This window comes from Capnocytophaga sp. HP1101 (assembly GCF_054772415.1).
This window is the reverse complement of record NZ_BPUU01000020.1, coordinates 47,479-68,645: the sequence shown is the minus strand read 5'-3', so window position 1 is coordinate 68,645 and position 21,167 is coordinate 47,479. Positions and strand designations below refer to the sequence as shown.

Below are 21,167 nucleotides of genomic sequence, written 5' to 3'. Positions count from 1 at the left end.
AAAGTATGAATAATATTTTTATACTCAAAACTTTTTAAAAAGATTTTTTTCTGATTATCCACTTAAAAAGCTCGAAGCCTCACGACTTCGAGCTTTTTACAATATGAAAAGTAAAACTCTATTCTAAAGTGAAATCTACCGTGCTTTTAATGTCGGCGGAAGAGGTGCCTACTAAGGCTTTGAAGGCTCCCTTTTCGGCTATCCACGCGTGCTGGTCGGGGTTAAAGAAGGAGAGGTCTTGCTTGGTGATTTTGAAGGTGACGGTTTTGGTTTCGCCTGCTTTTAAGTACACTTTCTCAAAGGCCTTGAGCTCTTTGTAAGGGCGTGGTAAGCTGGATTCCTCATCGTGCAAATAGAGCTGTACTACCTCAGCTCCCTCGCGTTTGCCAGTGTTCTGTACAGTTATCGAGAAAGTAATGTCGCCGTTGGTGGTCTTTTTGTCGGCAGTGAGTTTGCCATATTTGAAAGTGGTGTATGACAATCCGTGACCAAAGGGGAACAGCGGTTTTACGCCCTTGGTATCGGCATAGCGGTAACCTACCAAAATGTCTTCGTTATAGGTAACATCCTTATCACCAGGGTATTCTCCCATAGCCGTTGCGGGATTGTCTTCCAAACGTACTGGGAAGGTGAACGGCAGTTTGCCCGAAGGGTTTACATCACCTAAGAGCACGTCGGCGAGAGAGTTACCCGCCTCAGAACCCAAATACCAATCTTGTACAATGGCAGGCACTTGTTTTACCCACGGCATTGCCATTGCATTGCCCGAAATGAGCACCACCACCAAGTTCTTATTGGCTTTTGCCAAAGCTTCAATCAAGGCATCTTGTCCGTAAGGTAAGCCGTACTGTTTGCGGTCGTTGCCCTCGCAATCTTGTCCGTCGTGTTTGTTCAATCCTCCTATAAACACTACTACATCAGCTTGTTTGGCGGTTTTTACGGCTTCGGCAAGGAGTTCTTGAGCGGGACGTTTGTCGGTGATATCAGCTGCCGAAAGTCCGTCTTGGTCTTTGTAATCATCGCTGGCATAACCGCGTGCGTAGAGCACTTTGGCATCCTTGCCTATGCGGTTCTTAAGTCCGTCGAGAGGCAAGATTTCGTGTGCTACCTTTAGCGAAGAGCTACCCCCGCCTACGGTCATCATTTTGATAGCGTTTTCACCAATTACCGCTATCGTTTTCGTCTTTTTCAAGTCGATAGGCAATACATTCTTGTCGTTTTTGAGCAGTACGATGCCTTCTTGTCCTATCTTGCGCGCTACGGCAAAATGCTCAGGAGAGGCAAAGGAACCATACGGACGATTGGGCGCCATATTGGTGCGGAATATCAATCGGAGGATATTGCGCGCTTTCTCATTCACTACCTCTTCTTTAATTTCCCCCGATTTCAGTTTCTCGAGGAAAGGCTGCGCCAAGTGGTAATGGTCGTAAGCGTTGGAGCGATTTTCGGCGAGCCCATCTGTCCACGTACCAAACTCCATATCCAGTCCGCGCAAGGCAGCTTCATCGGTGTTGTTCACGCCGCCCCAATCGGAGACTACTGCGCCGTCAAAGCCCCATTCTTTGCGGAGGATATCCTGCAAGAGGTATTGGTTTTGGCACGCCCATTGGTCTTTGTACTTGTTGTAAGCGCCCATTATGCTCCACGCTTTGCCCTCTTGTACGGCCGCTTTGAAAGCTGGGAGGTAAATTTCGTAGAGCGCGCGGTCGCTCACCTTCACATTCACCGTATGGCGGTTGATTTCTTGATTGTTCAGCGCGTAGTGTTTCACGCAAGCTGCTACGCCATTGCTCTGCACGCCTTGCACGTAAGGCACCACCATTTTGGATGCCAAATAAGGGTCTTCGCCCATATACTCAAAGTTGCGTCCATTGAGGGGGGTGCGATAGATATTCACGCCAGGGCCCAAGAGTACATTCTTGTTGCGGTAGCGCGCCTCTTCGCCTATGGCTTTGCCATAAGCCCTGCTGAGCTCAGGATTCCACGTAGCAACAAGACAAGTGAGCGCAGGAAAAGCCGTACATTTGTCGTTTGTCCATCCCGCTTGGTTCCACTCGTCCCAAAGCACTTCAGCACGGATGCCGTGAGGGCCATCGGTCATCCAGTTTTCAGGGATGCCGAGACGAGGTACCCCAGGGGAACTAAACTTCGATTGAGCGTGGCACATCGCTACTTTTTCTTCTAAGGTCATCCGCGACAACGCATCGTCTACGCGCTTTTCAATAGGTTGCGTCGCGTCTAAATAAACGGGAGTTTGCTGGGCAAAGAGGAAGCCTCCTGTCATACAGCAAAACAGTAAGATTTTTATATTTTTCATATCAGTTTCTTTTAATCGCTAATGTTATTTATAAATCTGAAAAAGTCTGACCAATCAAACGAAAAAGCATTTGTTTAATGTCTATTAATCTCCTTTGTCATTTATTCCTCCTCTTCAGCAGGAACTTCCTCCTTTATTATTTTAAAATCGTCACCTTTCCGAGTAAACAAGCCCTCAAACATATACTTGTTTTTCCAAAGAGCTGTGTTATTATTCAATAGAAAACACTTAAACACAAATATCTCATTAGGTGAATTTTCCTGAGTAGCACTAATTAAAAAAGTGTCTTTTTGAGCTGTAATGTCCTTTATATGATATAAATAATGTTCCTGACCGTATTCTATAAATACAGTCTTGTCGCCTTTATTTACAATATACTTCGGGGTATTTGCGTCCCATCTCTTATAAATCATTGTGTCTTTGCCTTCAACAAAAAAATGCGTCCATTCACCCCAAATAGTTCTTCCTTTACTATCCTCTGCTTTAGAAAATACAACAGTTTTCGTAGCCACTGAATCTCTCACTATACCTTCTCCCTTCTTTTGAGTACTTCCTTTAGGACTACAAGCTAATAGAAATATCGCAAACATCAATAAAGTGTGTTTCATTGTATCTCATTTTTTAGGCAAATATAACAATTTTTCTGTTTTTTCCTCCAAAGATAGTTTTTTGTTATTTTTTCTTCAAAATTTCACACCCTTTTTCAGCCAATTGATTTTCAATTTAGTAACGCCTTATCTTCGGTTTAGCTTCGCCTTACCTTCGCCTTAGGTTCGTTTTAGCTTCGGTCAAAATAGGTCAAAAGTAAAAGATAAAAAGTAAGAAATTTTATTGATTATTAACTACTTAACTTTTTTAGCAAGAAAATAGCCTCCTTTAAAATATTTTACTTCATTATTGCCTATTTAGCGTATTTTAAGATTCTTTTTAGCAATCTAAATTTCTATATCTCCTAATATACGTCTCACTCTTCATCCACAAATCTGCTAATTCTCTAATTTCCTAATTTTCTAATTTCCTAATGCTTTAGTTAAAAGTGGTTTGAGAATAGCTGTCCAGAGTTTATAGCCTTCGGCATTCATATGGAGGTTGTCTTCTTTAAAGATATCGGTGCGAAGGTTGCCTGCATCGTCGTACATCACTTTGGTGATATCCACATACGTATAGCCTTGTGCTGTAGCGTTTTCCTCCAACAAAGCATTTACTAAAAGTTGGTCTTTGAGTTGGTCGGCTTTGTGCTGTGAGGGTTTGAGAGAGACTACAATCAAAGGTGTATTGGGGTAGTCCTTTTTAAGTTTATCAATAAAGATGCGGAAAAGGTCAAAGCATTTCACCGCATTCACGCCTTCTTTATGGTTACCCAAATCGTTTTCTACATATAGTAAAATGCTCTTGGGGGTGTAGCCTTTGGCAATAGTGTTGTAATTGTAAATCATATCGCGCAACGTAGCCCCTCCGTAGGAACGACGAATGATGTTCAGCGGAGCGAAATCTTCGTAAATTGTATCCCACAGGTTGATAGACGAACTGCCTAAGAAGAGTACATCGCAATTGAGATTTTTAAGTTTTTTATTCTCCTTTTGGTAGTTCGTAATATCGCGTTGATAACGCGTAATCCAAGGCGTTTCGTCGCGTTGTTCAAATGGAATGACGGTTTTGATAAGGGTCGTAGGGATAGCGGTTTGTGCACTCACAAAGGCTACAATTAATACAAATAGTGACAGTAATATTCTTTTCATCAGTTTAGTGTTTGATATTTTGGTACAAAGATAATGATTTATTGTTTAATAATGTACGTTCAATATAAGAAATCTTAGCCTTTTTTAACTTTGCCAAAGTTTGAAACTTTGGCAAAGTTTGAGACGCAAAAGCGATTTCTATTTATATTTTAGGTATTAAGAAAGAAACTACGCTATTGCCAGGCACTTCGTAAGAAAAATAATGAGTACCGGTGCTGATGGTCAAATAAGTGGCTTCTTTCTTTTTGTTGAGCAACACGCAAGCCAAAGAGCCGTCGGGGTTTTCAAAAGCAGTGCATTGTACATCGTTATCGGTAGCTTTTTCAAAACCTATGCGGGTAGCTCCTTGTTTGATCACTGACGAGAGATGTCCTATCACGTAATAATGCGAGTTGCGACGCATCGTTTTATAATCACTCGTTTCAATATCTACTGCCCCAAAGCAAGTTTTGCAACCACCTTCGCGATTGGGGGCTCCATTTTCGTCAAGTAGTAAGTTCCACACCATTACTGCTTTGCAGTGGTTGTTGAGCGTTTTGATACCCAACTCATCCATATCTTCAGTAAGGCGACGTTCGAGGTTGCGCCCGTCATTCCACGTGCCTATGGAGCTCTCGGTAAAGATAAGTTCTTTATCGGGAGACTGTTGGTGAATTTCATTCAACTCATCGGGGTCTCCACCATAGTTGTGGTAAGCTGCCCCTGTTACGTATTGAGAGGCTTCGGCATCTTTATAGATATGCAAGGGGTATTGCTTTTGCGAAGCCATATTGTCATAATTGTAATTGTGGTCAAACAAATACACCTTCACCTGCCCCCAGCCCTTCTCTTTCAGGGTCTTGCCCAAAGCGGTTTTGATAAAGGCAAGTTGCTCTTCCCACCCCATATACATAGAAGCCGAATTGCCCCTATTGAGTGGCTCGTTTTGGATTGTAATGGCATTCACATTGATTCCATTGTCCTTCATCGCTTGCAACCATTTGGCAAAATAAAGCGCATAGTCTTGATAATGGGCAGGGTTCAACTGACCGCTCGTCCAATGGTTATAAGGTTGCAAATCTTTCAGGTTATTGACTTTCATCCAGCGCGGAGGCGTCCAGGGGGAGCCTATGATTTGCACCTTAGGGTTTATTGCCAATATTTCCTTGAGCACAGGAATTACATAGCGATTTTCTTCATCAGTAAGAGCGAAATTGGCAATGCCTTCTGTATCGCAAAGAGTGTATTCACTGAGGGAAAAATCGGAACAGCCAATAGAGATACGCACGTAGTTCTGACCCAAACCTTCGGTTTCAGAAAAAGTTTCGGTGAGGAAAGCCTTTCTATCAGCAGGGTTCATTTGCAAGAGATTGTAGCAAGTAGAGCCCGTAATCGCAGAGCCAAAGCCGTAGATAGTTTGGAACTTTTCAGTAGGTTTGAAGCTGATATCAGCAGTATTAGGCATTTTATCAACTGAAAGCAATGGCGTACTATCTTTAGCAAACTCCAGACTTCTATTGGCTGTAGTAGTGAGCACTTTCACGGTAGGACTATGAGATTGCTTGGGAGCAGAACAAGCAGTTACTGCCCCAAGCAAACTTATAATTAGAAAAGATGAAAATATTTTCATTAGTAACCTGCGTTTTGAGTAAGTTTAGAGTTTTTCTCAATCTCAGTTTGAGGTACAGGATACAACACTGTACGCTCATCAAGCGGATAGATTTGTCTCAATCTGCCAGAATCTCTATTGTTTAAGCTATTCATTGTTTCGATAGCTTTGTCATTGCGCACCAAGTCAAACCAGCGCTGTCCTTCAAAAGCTAATTCAAGACGGCGTTCTTTGAGTACAGCTTCTTTCATTTGCTCTTGAGAGAGTGAAGAGGAAATAGCTGTTAATCCTACTCTCGCACGCACTTGATTTACTAAAGCAGCAGCTTCGGCAGTTTGACCTAAAGCAGCGTGGGCTTCTGCTTTGAGCAAGAGGATATCGGCCAAACGGAGTTTAATCACACTGTTAGCTCCTGAACGGATTTTGTACATAAAGGCATAATGATCGGAGGGGTAGTAATTACTCCAAGAAGGTTGCCCCCAAACTACCGCTTGATCTCTACGCACAGTATCACCTTCGGCATCAAAAGCAGCCAAGAGGTCGCGTGAAGGAGTGCACCATTTGCGCCAGTCGTATTTGCTATTAGGGTTGATGTGGTTTTTACCAAACATTATAGAGAGCCACGTTTGTCCACCAGTGCTATACGTAATTTCAAAAATAGACTCAGAGGAGTTGCGCAATTTGGCATCGGTACCCGCCGCATTGAGTTGGAACAAATCGGCATAATCAGCTACTAATGAGAAGCCTGCTCCTATTACGGCATCGCAATACTGAATAGTTTTGTTGTAATCGCGTATAGGTTTTTCGGCGTACACTTTAGCCAATAGCGCATTGGCTACCGCTTTGGTAAGGATAAACTTGTTGGCCGTATTCACATTAGGAGCATCGGCTACTGCAGCTTCCAAATTATCTCTAATGGCCTGATATACCTCGGCTACAGAACTACGACCAGGGAAAAGTTTTTGGTAAGTTTCAGCAATATTATCAGAAGTAATCACAGGGATATCTTCAGAAGGGATAGGCACATCGCCCCAAAAGCGCACCATATCAAAAAGCATCCATGCTTTGAAGATACGAGCTTCGGCTTTCCACTGGCGGCGTTCGGCATCAGAGAGGGAAGCATCGCGTACTTTATCCACATTGGCAATCACCACATTGGCTAAGTTAATACCTTCTAAGTAGCGTTGCCAATCACGAGTGATATTTTTATTAGAAGGGTCTTGACTGTTTTGTTCAATAGAGGTGATAGGCGCATCAGTACCACCGGCATAAGCGTTATCGGCACGCACTTCGGTATTCATCAAGAGGTCTAATGTCCAAAACTCTTGAGCCGTACCTTGTATAAAAGTGTAGATAGCTTCATAGCGCGCTTGCATTTGCGCTTTGGTTTCGATGGTACTACTGCCCTGCTGACTCATATTCTTCTCATTGAAGTCGGAAATAGGGTCTTTATCTAAACTGCAAGCTGTTAGCGAGGCCAACGAGAGTGCAAGGTATATATATTTTTTCATTTTCATAAGGTTTTAAAATTCGATATTAAGACCAAAGATAAAGGTTTTTGTTTGAGGGTAAGTACCCCAATCAATACCCATAGTAGGGCCAGAGAGGCCTTCGTTTACTTCGGGGTCAAAACCTTTGTAATTGGTGAGTGTCCAAAGATTTTGTGCAGTGAAGTAAGGTTGGATTTTGCGAATGCCATAGCGTTCTAAACCTTCGGTAGGCAAGTTGTAAGCCAAGGTGAGGGTTTTGAGTCGCAAGTAAGAACCATCTTCTACCCAGCGTGAAGAAGCTTTGATGTTATCAGTACCTCTTACAGCACGAGGAATATCGGTAACATCACCTGCTTTTCGCCAACGGTTGAGCACGGCTGTAGATTGGTTTTTACCGTCGTACATACCTTCGGTTTCTATACGGGAAGCGTTGTAAATATCATTGCCGTAAGAGCCTTGGAAAAATACGCTAAGGGTAAAGTTCTTATAGGAGAAATCGTTAGTAAGACCGAAAGTAAAATCGGGGTTCGGGTCGCCTATATAAGTTTTGTCGGACACAGTAATTTTACCATCACCATTGAGGTCGGTGTACTTCATATCCCCAGTTTGAGGGTCAACGCCTTCACTTACTAAGCCCCAGAATTTTCCTAAAGGTTGCCCCTCGGTAATGCGTACTACTTGTTCAGAAGTAGCTTCGGAAGTGCTGGCATAGTAATACACTTTTTGTAAAGAAAGTTTGGTGAGTTCGTTGCGGTTAAACGAGATGTTAAAGTTCGTATTCCACTGGAATTCTCCTGTAAAGTTTCTTGAGTCAACTGAAAATTCAATCCCTTTATTGGTCATCTCACCCTCATTGCGATAGATAGAAGGCACAGGGGATGTAGCAGGAAGAGGCACATCCATCAATAGGTCGGTTGTCTTTTTAAGGTAAGCATCTACAGCTAACGACAAGCGGTTTTTGAAAAGAGCGATGTCAAGCCCAATGTTGCTTTGGGTAGTGGTTTCCCAAGTGAGATTGGGGTTGGAGAAGGAATTAGGCACGAGGGTAATCATCGCATTTGCATTGGCTCCATTGCCCCACCAGTTTTGGCGAGCGATGCGATAGCGTTGCAAATAGGCGTAGGACGAAATACCTGCTTGGTTACCTGTTTGTCCCCAGCCACCGCGCAATTTGAGTTCACTGAGCCAATCAACATTTTTTAAGAAATCTTCTTGAGACAAACGCCAACCTACAGATACTGAAGGGAAGTAGCCCCAACGTTTGCCAGGCGCTAATTTTGAAGAACCATCGGCACGGAAATTGGCAGTAAGGAGATATTTACTATCATAGTTATACGAAATCCTACCTAAATAGGACATCATAGCCCATTCTTCAGCATTTGTAATACTTCCTTGACCTATTTTATTCGCAGCATTGAGCGTTTTGATATCAGAAGTGAGGAAGTGAGTGGCGTACATCTCACTAGCATCCATTTTGGCATTCGTATACGATGTACCAGCCAATAGAGATAAGTTGTGTTTGCCTAATGTTTTGTCATAAGTAAGGATATTATCAAAAGTGAGGATGGTATTATTACGGCGGATATCGGCAGCCTCACCATACGTTCTACGGCCATAAGCAGTGAGTTTAGGGTCAGTCCAACGATTTTCCTTACTGGATAGACGATCCATTGCGATAGTAGATTTGTAACGCAATCCGTCAAAGAGCTGCACAATAGCCGAACCACTACCTACAAAGCGGTTATTCTTGTGAAGGTTATCGGCACGACGAGATATATTTTCAACAGGGTGAGAGAGGTTAGCCCCTTTAAAATCATAGTAATACCAGCCTTCTTCGCCTGCTTTGGTACTCCAAATAGGCGCGTACTGAGGAGTATTGATTACTGAAAGCACTACCCCAGCACGGTTAGCTCCTAATCCTGAAATGATGCCATTTGACTCATAATCGGCATAAGATAGATTGGTTTCAAAAGTGAGCCATTTGCGCATTTTAGCTTCTAAATTGAGGCGCACATTGTAACGCTCAAAGAAAGAACTGCGAATGATCCCATCTTCTTTAGTATGTCCTGCTGAAAGGTAATACTTAGTATTCTCGGTAGCATTAGAGACTGAGAGCTGTGTGTTTTGAGTGAAGCTACTGCGGAAAGTCTCTTTATACCAATCGGTTTGATCAGTTAGTCCAGCCAATGACGAAGTGGCTACAGCGCCAGAATCGGCCATAAGGTCATAGTACTGAGCTGTGTTAAGAGAAGGAATCTTTTTGGCAATTTCGGAAAGACCTACATAAGTATTGATAGACACTTTAGGCTCATTGCGTTTCCCTTGTTTGGTAGTGATGAGCACCACCCCGTTGGCAGCACGTGAACCGTAGATAGCTGCTGAGGAAGCATCTTTGAGTACCTGCATATTCTCAATATCAGTAGGCGCAATACCACTGATATCTTGTACAGGAATCCCATCGACTACATACAAGGGGTCGTTAGAGGCGCTGATAGAGGTATTTCCGCGAATGCGCACTGCCAAGCCAGCCCCAGGGGCACCATTAGGTTGCACTACCTGAATACCTGCCGCGCGCCCTTGGATAGCTTGAGCAGCCGAAGTTACAGGACGTTGGTCGAGGTCTTCCGTTTTTACAGAAGTAATAGCGGTAGTTACATCACCGCGTTTTTGGGTACCATAGCCCACAACCACCACTTCCTCAAGGTTTTGAGTATCTTCAGCGAGTTTGGCGTTGAGCTGTTCGCCTGTTACTTTTAGGTCGAGGGTTTTGTAGCCTACTGACGAAAATTCTACAATGGCACCACGCGCCACCTCAGTAAGGGTATATTTCCCATCAAAATCAGTAGCTACGCCTTTGGTAGTACCTTTTACTATTACAGAAACGCCAGGAAGCGGCATTCCTTTGTCATCGGTTACGGTACCTGTTACTCTGCTGTATTGCGCTTGAGCAAGCCCTACCACACCGAGCAACAGTACCACTGTAAGCATTAAATGTTCTTTGAGTACTTTCATAAAATAAAACATTACGTTCGTTTTGTTGCGACAAAAGTAGAGCGAAAAAACATTCGTGTAACATCGGGTATTAGAAAAGTACTATGCAAAAAATATAAAAAACTGATTATTAAATTATTGTATTGTAAAAAAACGCTTAAAAAGTACTGGATTTTCACCTTTTAATCACGTATTTTCTTTACTTTTTCTTCGAAAAGATCGCGTTCACCTTTCGCTTTGTTCCGCACTTTTGTGCGATAGTTGTACACCGTACGAAGAGAATAACGCAAGAACTCGGCTATCTTGTTGCTATCGGTAATGCCTAAACGAATGAGAGCAAAGATGCGCAATTCGGTGTTGAGGAGTTCGCCTTTTTTAGGGAAGATTTGTTCGCCTTCTTCCAAAAGCGCATTAAAATGAGTTACAAAATTAGGGTAAATATTGAGGAAAATAGTATCGAAGTTCTTGTAGAGGGCATCTAACTCTTCTTCTACCACGGTAGTAGATTTGAGAACTTTGGTAAGGTCATCAAACTGATGTTTAGACGCTTTCTTGTAGAGTAGTTTTCGGTAATTTTCAATTTTATCAATATAAGCCGAACAGAGGTTAAAGAAATGAGCGATATACTCTTCTTTGATAAGGTTGGCTTCCTGAAGATTTTGGTTCATCTCCTGCAAATCAGTGTTCAATTTTTCGAGTTGCTGATTGCTGTAAGAAAGTTCCTTACGAGTTTTCACGAGTCGTTTTACTTGTTTGTACACATATACCAAAGCGATGATCAATGCTATGGAGAGCACACTGATGAGCACCAAATACAACTGAAGTTCGCGCTTTTGTTCCGCTTCTTTTTGCTGGTAGGCGGTGTTGATAATAGAGTAAAAAGAAGCCCCTTCTTCGGCACGGTGACGCACATTGCAGAAAGCAGCATCATCAATGGCCATTTTGATGAACTGAAAAGCCTTAGCCACCTCGCCTCGCTTGAAGTAAGTGAGCGCTAAGCCTTGCAAAGAAGCGTTGTCCTTGATAGCGTTTTGCAAATCGGTAATGGCCGAAAGGGCAAAATAGTACTCTTGGAGGTTGTCATCTCCTTTTTCTTGAGCTGCCAACCCTAAATAATAAGCTATCACAGCTCTTTGAGGGTTGTCAGGCGTAGTTTGCTGTAACAAAGCTTCAAATTGCTGGGTAGCGCGCTCTTTATCAGTTGCGTAGAACTGCCTTATTGACTCATTGATTTTAAAAGCTAAAGAGGACGTATTAGAGCAAAGAAGTAGAGAATCGCGATAGGTATCAGAAGCTCTGAAATAATCTAAATTGTTAGTACTTTGCCCGTAGTGGCTGTAGAAAATATGAAATGAATCATAATACTCACACAACAGCTCTTTATTCAACCGGTGTTTATCAATAGCTTTTAGCAATTGCAAAGCCTCTACATACATTCCTTTTACCGAGTAGAGTTTAGAAAGGAATATATGAGTTTCATCCTGCTTGGCAAGGTCGTTTAGCTGAAGAGCAAGTTGTTCATTTTTGAGCAAATAAGCCACTGCCGAATCAGCTTTAAATTTTCGGTATTCAGTATACAGTTGCTTGTGCAGATTGTATTTTTCTGTTGGTTGAGTAGTTTTTTCAAGCACCTTTTCCAAGGAAGCGATACGTTGTTCTTTGGCTTGTATATAAGTAGCACTCTGCTTGATAGTTTGATTTAGCTGGTGGAGTACTGCCTCTTTATTTTCCTGTGCTATCGCTACATTTCTTCCCAACAAGCATATAATAAAGAGTGTGATATAGCTTTTCATAATGTTTAAAACTCTAACTCAGTTTGTAAGCCGTCAGTTTCATTTTCAGCAGGTGGGGTGATTTCCTCATCACCTAAATCTTCTACTACTTCCTCTTCTTGTGGTTCTTCGTATGGTAAAGATTCTAAGGTGTTGACGGTTCGTACTTTATCGGTGGTGAGCTGGTTGCCCAAGGCTTTGATACCTTTGATACTGATAAACTCTTCTAAATTGACGGTGAGATTTTCTTTCTCCTTGCCTTTTTCTTTGGTGAATACCACCTCAGCCATAGGTCGCCAATCGGAAGAGACGAATAGCAATTGGGATTTGGGGTGTTCGGTTATTACTAATTCCTCGCGGTTTTCGTTCTCTACCACAAAGCGTTTTACAAACACGCGTTCTTTCTCACCATCGTAGTAAATGACTGAAATAGGCTTCTCGGGCACCCATTTTTCCATTACGAGGATATTGTTCTCAAAGTGCAGACTCAATTCGGGAATGATGGTTTTCACTACGCCTTCTTTGGTGATGAGTAGCATACGGTCATCGCCTTTGAATGCACCAAGTAGCTTACCGCGCTCTTCGGTATTGAGACGCTTCACGATGTCGTCAAACCATATCTTGCGAGGCTTGAGGGTAGATACGCCTTTCTCTTTCAGCTCAATGCGCTTGATAGCATACTTGCTCACGAGGTTGCCTTTCACCCCGCGCCCTTTGATAAGCGTATCGGCGAAATCAATATCCCAACGCAGTTTTCGTAAAGTGCCTAACTGACGTAAATTCACGGTTACCACTTCGGCTTCGCCATTGGGGTTGGCGGTAAAGTAAAGCACACGTGACTCTTTGTGTTGCGGTATCAATTCGTATTTCTTATCGCGAGTAACGCCCGTGACATTAAAGCGCTTGATGTAGGAGAAGCCCGTTTGTCCGTCCTTATAAATCATATTGTAGACGGTGCGTTTGTCGTCTTTCTTAAATACGGCTACGTGTATGATTCCTTTTTCTATATATTGTTTTTCAGCTACTTTAGTCACGTACATTGCGCCACTTTCGGTAAATACAATCACATCGTCGATATCGCTACAATCACCTACATACTCATCTTTGCGCAATCCAGTACCTATGAAACCTTCTTCACGGTTTACATACAATTTGGTATTGCGCACCACTACTTTAGTTGCTTCGATGGTATCGAAGACGCGGATTTCGGTTTTACGTTCGCGCCCTTTACCATACGTTTTTTTGAGGCGTTCGAAATGTGCGATTGCATAGTCGATAAGGTTGGCGAGGTGGTTTTTCACTTCCTCAATATCGGCTTCAATTTTTAGAATATTTTCATCGGCTTTGTAGGAATCGAAGCGGGTGATGCGAATCATTGGTATTTGGGTAAGCTTCGCCAAATCGTCATCGGTAATTTCGCGGATCAAATCCTTTTTGAAAGGCTCAAAACGCTCGTATAAGTATTGGTACAAGCCTTCTTTATCGCTGTAATTTTTGAAGTCGATGTACATTTCCTCACGGATAAATATCTTTTCTAAGGAAGCGCTGTGCCATTGAGCTTCTAATTCTGAAAGCTCTATTTCCAACTCTTGTTTGAGTAGACTCACGGTGCGGTCGGTACTGCGACGCAAGACTTCTGAAACGGTGAGGAAGTGCGGTTTGTTGTCTTCAATCACACAGGTAATGGGTGAAATAGCCGTCTCGCAGGCGGTAAAGGCGTAGAGCGCATCGATGGTTTTATCGGGTGATGTGCCCGCAGGCAAATGCACTAATATTTCGACATTGGCAGCGGTATTATCGTCTACCTTTTTGATTTTAATTTTGCCTTTTTCATTGGCTTTGAGTATAGAGTCGATGAGCGAAGTGGTGGTGGTGGTAAATGGGATTTCGGTGATGCAAAGCGTACTCTTATCGAGTTGCGATATTTTGGCACGCACCCGCACACGTCCTCCACGAGCACCATCGTTGTAACCACTCACGTCCATTATACCTGCAGTGGGGAAATCGGGGTAGAGTTCAAAAGGTTTGTTTTTGAGGTAAGCAATAGAAGCCTCAATGAGTTCGATGAAGTTGTGAGGTAATATTTTGGTAGAAAGTCCTACGGCAATTCCTTCGGTTCCTTGTGCCAAGAGCAAGGGAAACTTCACTGGCAGGCTGATAGGCTCTTTCTTACGCCCATCATAGCTGGATTGCCATTCGGTTACCTTAGGGCTAAAGACCACATCGAGGGCGAATTTGGAGAGGCGAGCCTCGATATAACGAGGGGCTGCTGCATCATCACCGGTGAGGATATTTCCCCAGTTACCTTGTGTATCGATGAGCAAATCCTTCTGACCGATTTGCACAATAGCGTCGCCTATACTCGCATCGCCGTGAGGGTGATACTGCATTGTATTGCCGACCACGTTCGCCACCTTGTTGTAACGACCGTCGTCGAGCTCTTTGAGTGAGTGCATAATGCGACGTTGCACGGGCTTAAAGCCATCTTCAATAGCGGGTACTGCACGTTCTAAGATTACGTACGAAGCGTAATCCAAGAACCAATCTTGGTACATTCCCGTGATTTTAATAATGCTATCTCCTTGAGGAGTAGTGTTTTGAAGTGTATTGTCTTCCATCGATACTGATTCTTTTGAAAGTGCAAAGATAGGGGATAATTAGGAAATTAGCAAATTTGAAAATTAGGTGCGAGCCGCACAGGCAGGTAGAAAATTAGAGAATTAGTAAATGAGAAGGTGTGGGTTGTAATGTATTGATAGGAGGTATCAGATTTTTTTGGAGGTATCAGATTTTTCTGGCAGAGTGGGATTTTTTTGGAAATTCTGAGGAGTTAGGATGAGGAATGAGGTCGTAGTACGACAGGCAGTAAAGGCTTGAGGATGTCGGAAGGAAATGAAAGAATTCGGAAGGGAGTTTTTAGATAAAAGGTAAAAGATGGGCTGTATGAGGGGTATGGTTAGCTTATACAAAGCTTATAGGAAGCTTATACGAATCTTGGACGATTGTTATACAAAGGGCGTATAAATAATTGATTAATACTGTAATACAATAATACTAAAAATGCCAATAACGGGGTTTCGAGGCGAAAGAAAAGAAAGAGGCCATAGGCATTAGGCCATAGGCAATAGGGGGAAATGGACGAGAGACGAGAAACGAATGACGGGGAAAACCTCCCCCCTAGCCCCCTCGTTGAGGGGGATAACATCCCCCTAGCCCCCCTCAAGGGGGGAATTGTGGTGACGGAAAAAGAGGGATAAACATCCCCCCTCTTCACATACTCCGCTGGTGCGGACTTCCTTAAAAAGGGGAGATGTGACGCAAAAGTGACGTTTATTTTAATCGCATTACTCGGCTTAAAAGCAAAGGTAAACCTGTAGCTGGATTGATATTGTCGTTATTCCAAAAGCTCATTACACAGCCTACAGGACGGTTGCGCACCACTTGTGCGACATAGTACACTGTGAGCGTCTTGCCACCTGACATTCCCGCTAAGACTGAAGTAACCCCTTTTAGGTCAAACACGACTCTTTTAGCTTTGGTAGGCACATCTTCAAAAATCACGTCTACCTCTTCTTCTTGTATTGGTTTGACACTTCTGCGCTGTGTATTGACCGTAAATTGGTCGGCTATGGCTTGTTGCGCATCTTCTAAGGTGCGGTATATATCCCAGTTCATTTCGCCATTGTAGGGGCATTGGACGATATTGATACCTGTAAAATAGCAATCACCCATTAGCGGAATCATTCTGCCAGCGAAGTTGATACTACTCGCATCAACAGGAGCATATTTTTCAGCTGGGATTTTATCTTCTATAATCAGATTTACCAAGGCTTCTTCGACCTCGGGCTCTCTGTTTCTCAGCTTGGCAAAATAAATAACAGTAATATTATTTGCCTTGTTTTTTACAAAATACAAACTTTCGACACTCTCGTTAGTTTCCTTAACTATCATATAGTTATCAACGAGCACACGAGGATTGGGGGCAGCTTCTTGCTGGGTTACTTTTAGTTTGCGGTAAGCCTTCTTAAAACCTTTCTCGTCAAAAGAGAGGTTAAAATCTTCTTTGGTAATTATATAACCGTCGATAGCATAAAAATCTTTACCGCCGTTTTTGATAGCAGAAAGGCGGTCTAAGAGCTGAGGCTCTTGAGCATAAGTAGCCCACATAAGGCTACAAAAGAAGAAAAGTGCAAAATGTTTCATAATTAAAATTAGTAAATTAGCAAGTTCTTTTGAGGACAAAAGTATAAAAATAATAGTATTCTGCAAATAAAATTATAGCTATATAAAAAAAATCTATTACTACAGCATTTCAACTTATGGTTTTTTATAGTACCTTTGCTAAAAATTTAAAAAAGAAAATACTATGTTTACATTACCTAAATTACCGTATGCTTACGATGCGCTTGAACCTTACATTGATGCGCGCACGATGGAAATTCACCATACAAAGCACCACAACGCTTATACTACTAACTTAAATGCAGCTTTGGCTCCTGCAGGAGTAGAAGGCAAAACGATTGAGGAAATTCTCAAAAACCTCGATATGAACAATGCAGCTCTTCGCAACAATGCGGGTGGTTTCTACAATCACAACCTTTTTTGGGAAGTGATGAGTCCTAATGGCGGAGGTAAACCTACGGGCGAATTAGCAAAGGCTATTGATGAGGTTTTTGGTAGTTTTGAAGCTTTCAAAGAAGCTTTCAGCAAGGCTGCAGCGACTCGTTTTGGTTCAGGATGGGCTTGGCTTTGCGTACACAAAGGAGGCAAATTGGAAGTTTGCTCTACCCCTAACCAAGATAACCCCTTAATGCCTAACACAGGTTGCGGTGGTTTCCCTATCTTAGGCTTAGACGTATGGGAGCACGCTTACTACCTAAACTATCAAAACCGCCGTCCTGATTATATTGAAGCGTTCTTTAATGTAATTAATTGGGCAAAAGTTGCTGAGCTTTATAGTACTCAGTCGTAGCAGTCGTAGCACGACAGGCAGTAAAAAAGCTGACAACTATGTGAATAAGATGTAAATAAAAAGCCGTATGAGAAAATTTTCATACGGCTTTTTCATTTAATAATTATGTTCTATTTACTGAGTTTTGTTTTAGTAATTTTAGCAGCTAAGATTACTGCATTTTTGGCATTTACAATAGTACCTGTAGTAGAAAGGTCGGCGAAGTTCATTTCTTTGCGCTTTTTACCTTCATCATCTTCACCTATAAACACTTTCATATCTACTTTTACACCAGAGTCCATAATGATTTTCTTCACTTCGGCTGCACTGAGAGTTGGGAAGTAAGAGCGCAACAAAGCAGCAACTCCTGCTACTTCGGGAGAAGCCATTGAGGTACCTTGCAAGAATTCGTATTTATTCTCAGGAGTGGTAGAATAGATTTTTACCCCAGGAGCAAATACATCGACATTGCGTTTACCATAGTTTGTGAAAGAAGCTACTAAATTCTTGTTATATTCATAGTTCAAAGCCCCTACGGTAAGGAAGTTATCGGAGATTTCTTTCTTGTTTACTTCGTCGTTAGGATAAGTTTCTTTCACGTCGATATCTTCAGAATCATTACCTGCAGCATTTACGATAAGGACATCTTTAGAAGCTGCGTATTTGATAGCATCATAGACCCATTCTTTATGAGGAGAGAATCCTTTACCGAAGCTGGTGTTTATCACTTTGGCTCCGTTATCTACTGCATAGCGCAAAGCAAGGGCGACATCTTTGTCGTACTCATCACCATCGGGGACGGCGCGTACAGCCATAATGAGCACATTATCAGCAACCCCGTTCATACCGATTCCGTTATTGCGTTCAGCTGCAATGATACCTGCCACGTGTGTACCGTGTAAGGCGTCTTTGGTATTAGGACCTATTACGTTGTTATTGCCGTAATACTTTTTGGAAAAGTCGTTTTCATCATCTTTTAAGATCGTTTTGCGAGGTGAAAAATCGGGGTTGAGGTGATATTTCAATTTTGTATCGAAGTACTCAATAGCGTTGTTGAGTTCTTTTTTGATTTCGGCAGAATTAGAAGCATCTGCTAATAGCTGTTTCATAAACTGAATCATCTCGGTAGTAGGTGCATCAAAGGTTTTGCCTTTGGTAGCGGCATCAATATCCTCAATAGTATAGACTTCTTTACCGGTTAGTTTGCGCAAGTTGTTATCGGCAAATTCAGTAATTTGGATAAGTTGTTCGTAATAGCCTTTGCGTTTTTTAGTCTCAGAAGTTTCCTTATCGAATTCTTTTTTAGCCTTGGCATAATCAGGATTTTTTCTATCCTTAGTTTTGTAAATACGAGTCATCTCGGTATTTTCTTGAGCGATATTACCGAGGAAGTTCCAGCCGTGTACATCGTCTACATAGCCATTTTTGTCGTCATCAATTCCATTATTAGGAATTTCTTTAGTGTTTGTCCAGATGACGTTTTTAAGGTCTTCGTGGTTAATATCCACGCCGGAGTCTACCACTCCTACGATTACTTTTTTAGGGGTAAGACCTTTGAGTAGGGCATAGGCTTCTTGCAAGTTCAGTCCAGGGAAGTTTTGTTTAAACCCTTCGTGAGGCCAACCTTTGAGGGTAGCATCATTGTAAGATTTCTGAGCTGAAGACGTGGCAGGAGCTTTGTCCATATCGGCACTAACTTTAGTAGCCCGACAGCCTACGAATAAGAAAGTTGCTAAGGCAACCCAGATAAATGATTTTTTCATTCTATTAGTTAATTACGTATTTGAGTTTTATAGATTTCCATCTCACAACAAAAATCGTGCAAAATTACAAAATAATTACGAATTACGAATGACAAACGACGAAAAAATATATCAATCTGTCTTTACTACCTTACTTTTAGGTACAAAAAGGGTGATTTGCAGGCGTTGCCCTCTATAGATATCGCCTTTTGATATTTGATAGGTTTTAGGAATCGTAATTTGGTTATCTTTCACTTGCAGGATATAATGCACATTCTTAGTGTACCGCTCGGCTTGCTCTACGGTTCTGCCTCTTGAATGGGTAGAGACTTCAATATAGGGTTGTGTATCTTCGAGCAATTCATTAATATTGAAATTACAATCGGCGACTATAAGACTATCGTTTTTAAGGCTCATAAGGTTTATTTGACGAGGATATTCTTTGTGTAGTACAAGAGTATCAGAAGTGGTGAGAACGGGGATCTTTTCTTGCATAACGGCTTCGGAAGTAAAATCTCTTAGAACAGTCCCTAAAACGATGAAAGTGCCTATGATTCCTACAGCTAAGCTCAATACATTAAACACTATCCAACTTTTAGGTGTACGGAAGCCTTTTACAAAAAGTTTAAAGCAAAGCAGTAAGACCACCGAAACGGGGAACAAGAGCAATAATGCAGCTGATAGATACAACAAAGAGCGTTGCCAAGTTGCCGTTACTATAAAGGGGAGAAAATCGTTACCGGCGAGCAAAACGATGCCTCCAGATATCGTTACGCCAAATAAGGAGAGCACTATGGCGACTAAGGTTATGAGCAAGGGCAATAGCAATAGGATTGCGATAAAGTAGAGTATTACTTTCAGTAAGATAGGGAAGCCGTTGCCTTGGGGTTTTAGAGGTTCTTTACCTGTAAACGAGAAGTTGGAAAGGGTGTCGATGGTTACGGCTTCGCCTTTCATTTCTAATTTCTCGGCAGCAGTACGTGCGGGAGGTACTACTGCCCAGAAGATAATATACAAAAGCAACAAGGTAGAGGTAAAGAAGTGGAGAATAAACACATTTACCAGAAAAGCCAACAAAAAGAAGACGCGCACCCAAGTCACATCGTATTGGAGATAATGGGCTATGCCTGAGAGTACGCCTCCGATTTTCTTATCGTCGATATCGCGGTATAGTTTTCGACCCTTTAAAGAGGAAAAGGTAAATTTTGTTTCAGTGGGAGGGTTTTCTTCACCTTCGACGTATTGTTCGGGGCGACCTAATACTTCTATAAGATATTGTACGTCTTGACCGATTACTACTTCGCGTTGAGCCATACGGTCTTTCAGTAGTTCAGCCATACGTTGCTCTACATCATAGAGAATTTCTTCTCTATCGGTATTTTGGTTCAAATGATTACGCACCTCAGTGAGATAGTTATTGAGGGCATTATAGGCGGTTTCTTCGATGATAAAAGAAAAACCACCTAAACTGATGTTTTTTACTTTGTCCATAATTTAAATAATTTTATCAATCATTGTTTGTAAATCACGCCAGGCTTTAACGGTTTCGTTTAGGAAGCGTCTACCTGATTCGGTTAGCACATAGTATTTCCGAGGAGGACCAGAGGTAGATTCTTTCCATTGATAGCTAAGAAGTCCGCTATTTTTCAGACGGGTGAGCAGAGGGTATAACGTTCCTTCTACTACTATCATATTAGCGGTTTTGAGCGCCTCAATAATATCGGAAGCATAAGCTTCTTTGTTTTTGTTAATAATGGAAAGAATACACATTTCCAAGATGCCTTTACGCATTTGTGTTTTTGTTTTTTCGACATTAAATTCTTCCATAGTTTTGATGTTTTTAAATTCGGGGCAAAGATAAGACAAAAATAAGTATTATGCAATACATAGTACCAAAAATAATTAATATTTTTTCAGTAAAAATACTTAAGTTGCTGATTTATTGACAGAAACAAATGGAAAGAAAAAGATATATTTTTTTGGTGGTAGAGATGTATTTTGGGTATTGGGAGCTTATAGGAAGCTTATACGAACCTTATACAAATCTTGGACGATTGTTATACAAGGGGTATATAACACACTATGTATGAAGGCAGTAGAGAGCGAAGAAAAACGATATTAAAAGTAAGTTTAGTAGTGTGATAAAAGGTGAAAAGCTAAAAAAGAAATTGCTTTTGAAGAAAGTGTAATAAAAAAATTGCCAAAGGTGTGAGCCGCATAGGCGGTTAACATCTTTGGCAAAGTTATGATTATTCGTAATTAAATCAGGCTTGACCTGTAACGCCAAACAGAGGAATAGTATGGCGGTCGTCGCTATTTGTTATAGTTCCATTAGCTTGTTCAAACTTTTGGATGTTATCATCTAAAGCGAAGAGCAAGCGTTTGGCGTGCTCAGGAGTGAGGATGATGCGGCTACGCACTTTTCCTTTAGGCATTCCAGGCATTACGCTTACAAAATCAACTACGAACTCGGTAGACGAGTGATTGATAATTGCTAAATTGGAGTACACTCCTTTAGCGATTTTGTCGTCGAGTTCAATGCTCAACTGACCTTCTTTTTCTTCTACTTCGTCCATT

General features: G+C 41.8%; 14 protein-coding genes. 1 reads left to right on the top strand and 13 read right to left on the bottom strand.

Annotated features, from left to right (window positions below; genetic code table 11):
* Window positions 1-118: 118 nt before the first annotated feature.
* The 9 genes from RCZ04_RS10965 to RCZ04_RS10925 all read right to left on the bottom strand — a co-directional run bounded on the left by RCZ04_RS10965 (window position 119) and on the right by RCZ04_RS10925 (window position 16,100).
* Entirely contained in the window at window positions 119-2,317 is a 2,199-nt protein-coding gene (locus tag RCZ04_RS10965) for a glycoside hydrolase family 3 C-terminal domain-containing protein (RefSeq protein ID WP_460486081.1), read from the bottom strand.
* A 101-nt stretch (window positions 2,318-2,418) separates the two neighbouring features.
* Window positions 2,419-2,925 (bottom strand): hypothetical protein, encoded by a 507-nt coding sequence (locus RCZ04_RS10960; RefSeq protein WP_460486080.1) that lies wholly within the window; start codon window positions 2,923-2,925, stop codon window positions 2,419-2,421.
* Window positions 2,926-3,327: 402 nt separating this feature from the next.
* Window positions 3,328-4,056, bottom strand: a complete 729-nt coding sequence (locus RCZ04_RS10955) for an SGNH/GDSL hydrolase family protein (RefSeq protein ID WP_460486079.1) — start codon at window positions 4,054-4,056, stop codon at window positions 3,328-3,330.
* A gap of 142 nt (window positions 4,057-4,198) precedes the next feature.
* Window positions 4,199-5,665, bottom strand: a complete 1,467-nt coding sequence (locus tag RCZ04_RS10950) for a glycoside hydrolase family 30 protein (protein WP_460486078.1) — start codon at window positions 5,663-5,665, stop codon at window positions 4,199-4,201.
* A complete protein-coding gene (locus RCZ04_RS10945) occupies window positions 5,665-7,155 on the bottom strand; it encodes a RagB/SusD family nutrient uptake outer membrane protein (RefSeq protein ID WP_460486077.1) in 1,491 nt (496 codons plus the stop codon). The genes RCZ04_RS10950 and RCZ04_RS10945 overlap by 1 nt, the downstream gene beginning before the upstream one ends.
* Before the next feature lie 12 nt (window positions 7,156-7,167).
* Window positions 7,168-10,146 carry a SusC/RagA family TonB-linked outer membrane protein gene (locus RCZ04_RS10940; RefSeq protein ID WP_460486076.1) on the bottom strand — a complete coding sequence of 993 codons (2,979 nt, stop codon included), beginning with the start codon at window positions 10,144-10,146 and terminating at the stop codon, window positions 7,168-7,170.
* A gap of 161 nt (window positions 10,147-10,307) precedes the next feature.
* Window positions 10,308-11,918, bottom strand: coding sequence for a DUF6377 domain-containing protein (locus tag RCZ04_RS10935; RefSeq protein WP_460486075.1), 1,611 nt, complete (start codon window positions 11,916-11,918; stop codon window positions 10,308-10,310).
* A 5-nt stretch (window positions 11,919-11,923) separates the two neighbouring features.
* Complete coding sequence (locus tag RCZ04_RS10930; protein ID WP_460486074.1) at window positions 11,924-14,515, bottom strand: DNA gyrase/topoisomerase IV subunit A; 2,592 nt, start codon at window positions 14,513-14,515, stop codon at window positions 11,924-11,926.
* 712 nt (window positions 14,516-15,227) lie between these two features.
* Window positions 15,228-16,100 (bottom strand): hypothetical protein, encoded by an 873-nt coding sequence (locus tag RCZ04_RS10925; RefSeq protein ID WP_460486073.1) that lies wholly within the window; start codon window positions 16,098-16,100, stop codon window positions 15,228-15,230.
* Window positions 16,101-16,263: 163 nt separating this feature from the next.
* Between RCZ04_RS10925 and RCZ04_RS10920 the strand changes: the two genes are divergently transcribed.
* Window positions 16,264-16,869 carry a superoxide dismutase gene (locus RCZ04_RS10920; protein WP_460486072.1) on the top strand — a complete coding sequence of 202 codons (606 nt, stop codon included), beginning with the start codon at window positions 16,264-16,266 and terminating at the stop codon, window positions 16,867-16,869.
* Between the two features lie 110 nt (window positions 16,870-16,979).
* Here the strand turns inward: RCZ04_RS10920 and RCZ04_RS10915 are convergent, their stop codons facing one another.
* The 4 genes from RCZ04_RS10915 to RCZ04_RS10900 all read right to left on the bottom strand — a co-directional run bounded on the left by RCZ04_RS10915 (window position 16,980) and on the right by RCZ04_RS10900 (window position 21,166).
* The gene (locus RCZ04_RS10915; protein ID WP_460486071.1) at window positions 16,980-18,611 is read right to left on the bottom strand and encodes a S8 family peptidase; all 1,632 of its coding nucleotides are present in this window, start codon (window positions 18,609-18,611) and stop codon (window positions 16,980-16,982) included.
* Between the two features lie 111 nt (window positions 18,612-18,722).
* A complete protein-coding gene (locus tag RCZ04_RS10910) occupies window positions 18,723-20,081 on the bottom strand; it encodes a PspC domain-containing protein (protein WP_460486070.1) in 1,359 nt (452 codons plus the stop codon).
* Window positions 20,082-20,084: 3 nt separating this feature from the next.
* Window positions 20,085-20,417 carry a PadR family transcriptional regulator gene (locus tag RCZ04_RS10905; protein ID WP_460486069.1) on the bottom strand — a complete coding sequence of 111 codons (333 nt, stop codon included), beginning with the start codon at window positions 20,415-20,417 and terminating at the stop codon, window positions 20,085-20,087.
* A 437-nt stretch (window positions 20,418-20,854) separates the two neighbouring features.
* Complete coding sequence (locus RCZ04_RS10900; protein WP_460486068.1) at window positions 20,855-21,166, bottom strand: DUF3467 domain-containing protein; 312 nt, start codon at window positions 21,164-21,166, stop codon at window positions 20,855-20,857.
* Window position 21,167 lies beyond the last annotated feature (1 nt).

Excerpts from the sequence above, each read along its gene's own strand:
- RCZ04_RS10930 (WP_460486074.1), bottom strand. The coding sequence starts at position 14,515 with ATGGAAGACAATACACTTCAAAACACTACTCCTCAAGGAGATAGCATT.
- RCZ04_RS10955 (WP_460486079.1), bottom strand. The coding sequence starts at position 4,056 with ATGAAAAGAATATTACTGTCACTATTTGTATTAATTGTAGCCTTTGTG.
- RCZ04_RS10900 (WP_460486068.1), bottom strand. The coding sequence starts at position 21,166 with ATGGACGAAGTAGAAGAAAAAGAAGGTCAGTTGAGCATTGAACTCGAC.
- RCZ04_RS10935 (WP_460486075.1), bottom strand. The coding sequence starts at position 11,918 with ATGAAAAGCTATATCACACTCTTTATTATATGCTTGTTGGGAAGAAAT.
- RCZ04_RS10920 (WP_460486072.1), top strand. The coding sequence starts at position 16,264 with ATGTTTACATTACCTAAATTACCGTATGCTTACGATGCGCTTGAACCT.
- RCZ04_RS10915 (WP_460486071.1), bottom strand. The coding sequence starts at position 18,611 with ATGAAAAAATCATTTATCTGGGTTGCCTTAGCAACTTTCTTATTCGTA.
- RCZ04_RS10910 (WP_460486070.1), bottom strand. The coding sequence starts at position 20,081 with ATGGACAAAGTAAAAAACATCAGTTTAGGTGGTTTTTCTTTTATCATC.
- RCZ04_RS10905 (WP_460486069.1), bottom strand. The coding sequence starts at position 20,417 with ATGGAAGAATTTAATGTCGAAAAAACAAAAACACAAATGCGTAAAGGC.
- RCZ04_RS10965 (WP_460486081.1), bottom strand. The coding sequence starts at position 2,317 with ATGAAAAATATAAAAATCTTACTGTTTTGCTGTATGACAGGAGGCTTC.
- RCZ04_RS10940 (WP_460486076.1), bottom strand. The coding sequence starts at position 10,146 with ATGAAAGTACTCAAAGAACATTTAATGCTTACAGTGGTACTGTTGCTC.
- RCZ04_RS10945 (WP_460486077.1), bottom strand. The coding sequence starts at position 7,155 with ATGAAAAAATATATATACCTTGCACTCTCGTTGGCCTCGCTAACAGCT.
- RCZ04_RS10925 (WP_460486073.1), bottom strand. The coding sequence starts at position 16,100 with ATGAAACATTTTGCACTTTTCTTCTTTTGTAGCCTTATGTGGGCTACT.
- RCZ04_RS10950 (WP_460486078.1), bottom strand. The coding sequence starts at position 5,665 with ATGAAAATATTTTCATCTTTTCTAATTATAAGTTTGCTTGGGGCAGTA.
- RCZ04_RS10960 (WP_460486080.1), bottom strand. The coding sequence starts at position 2,925 with ATGAAACACACTTTATTGATGTTTGCGATATTTCTATTAGCTTGTAGT.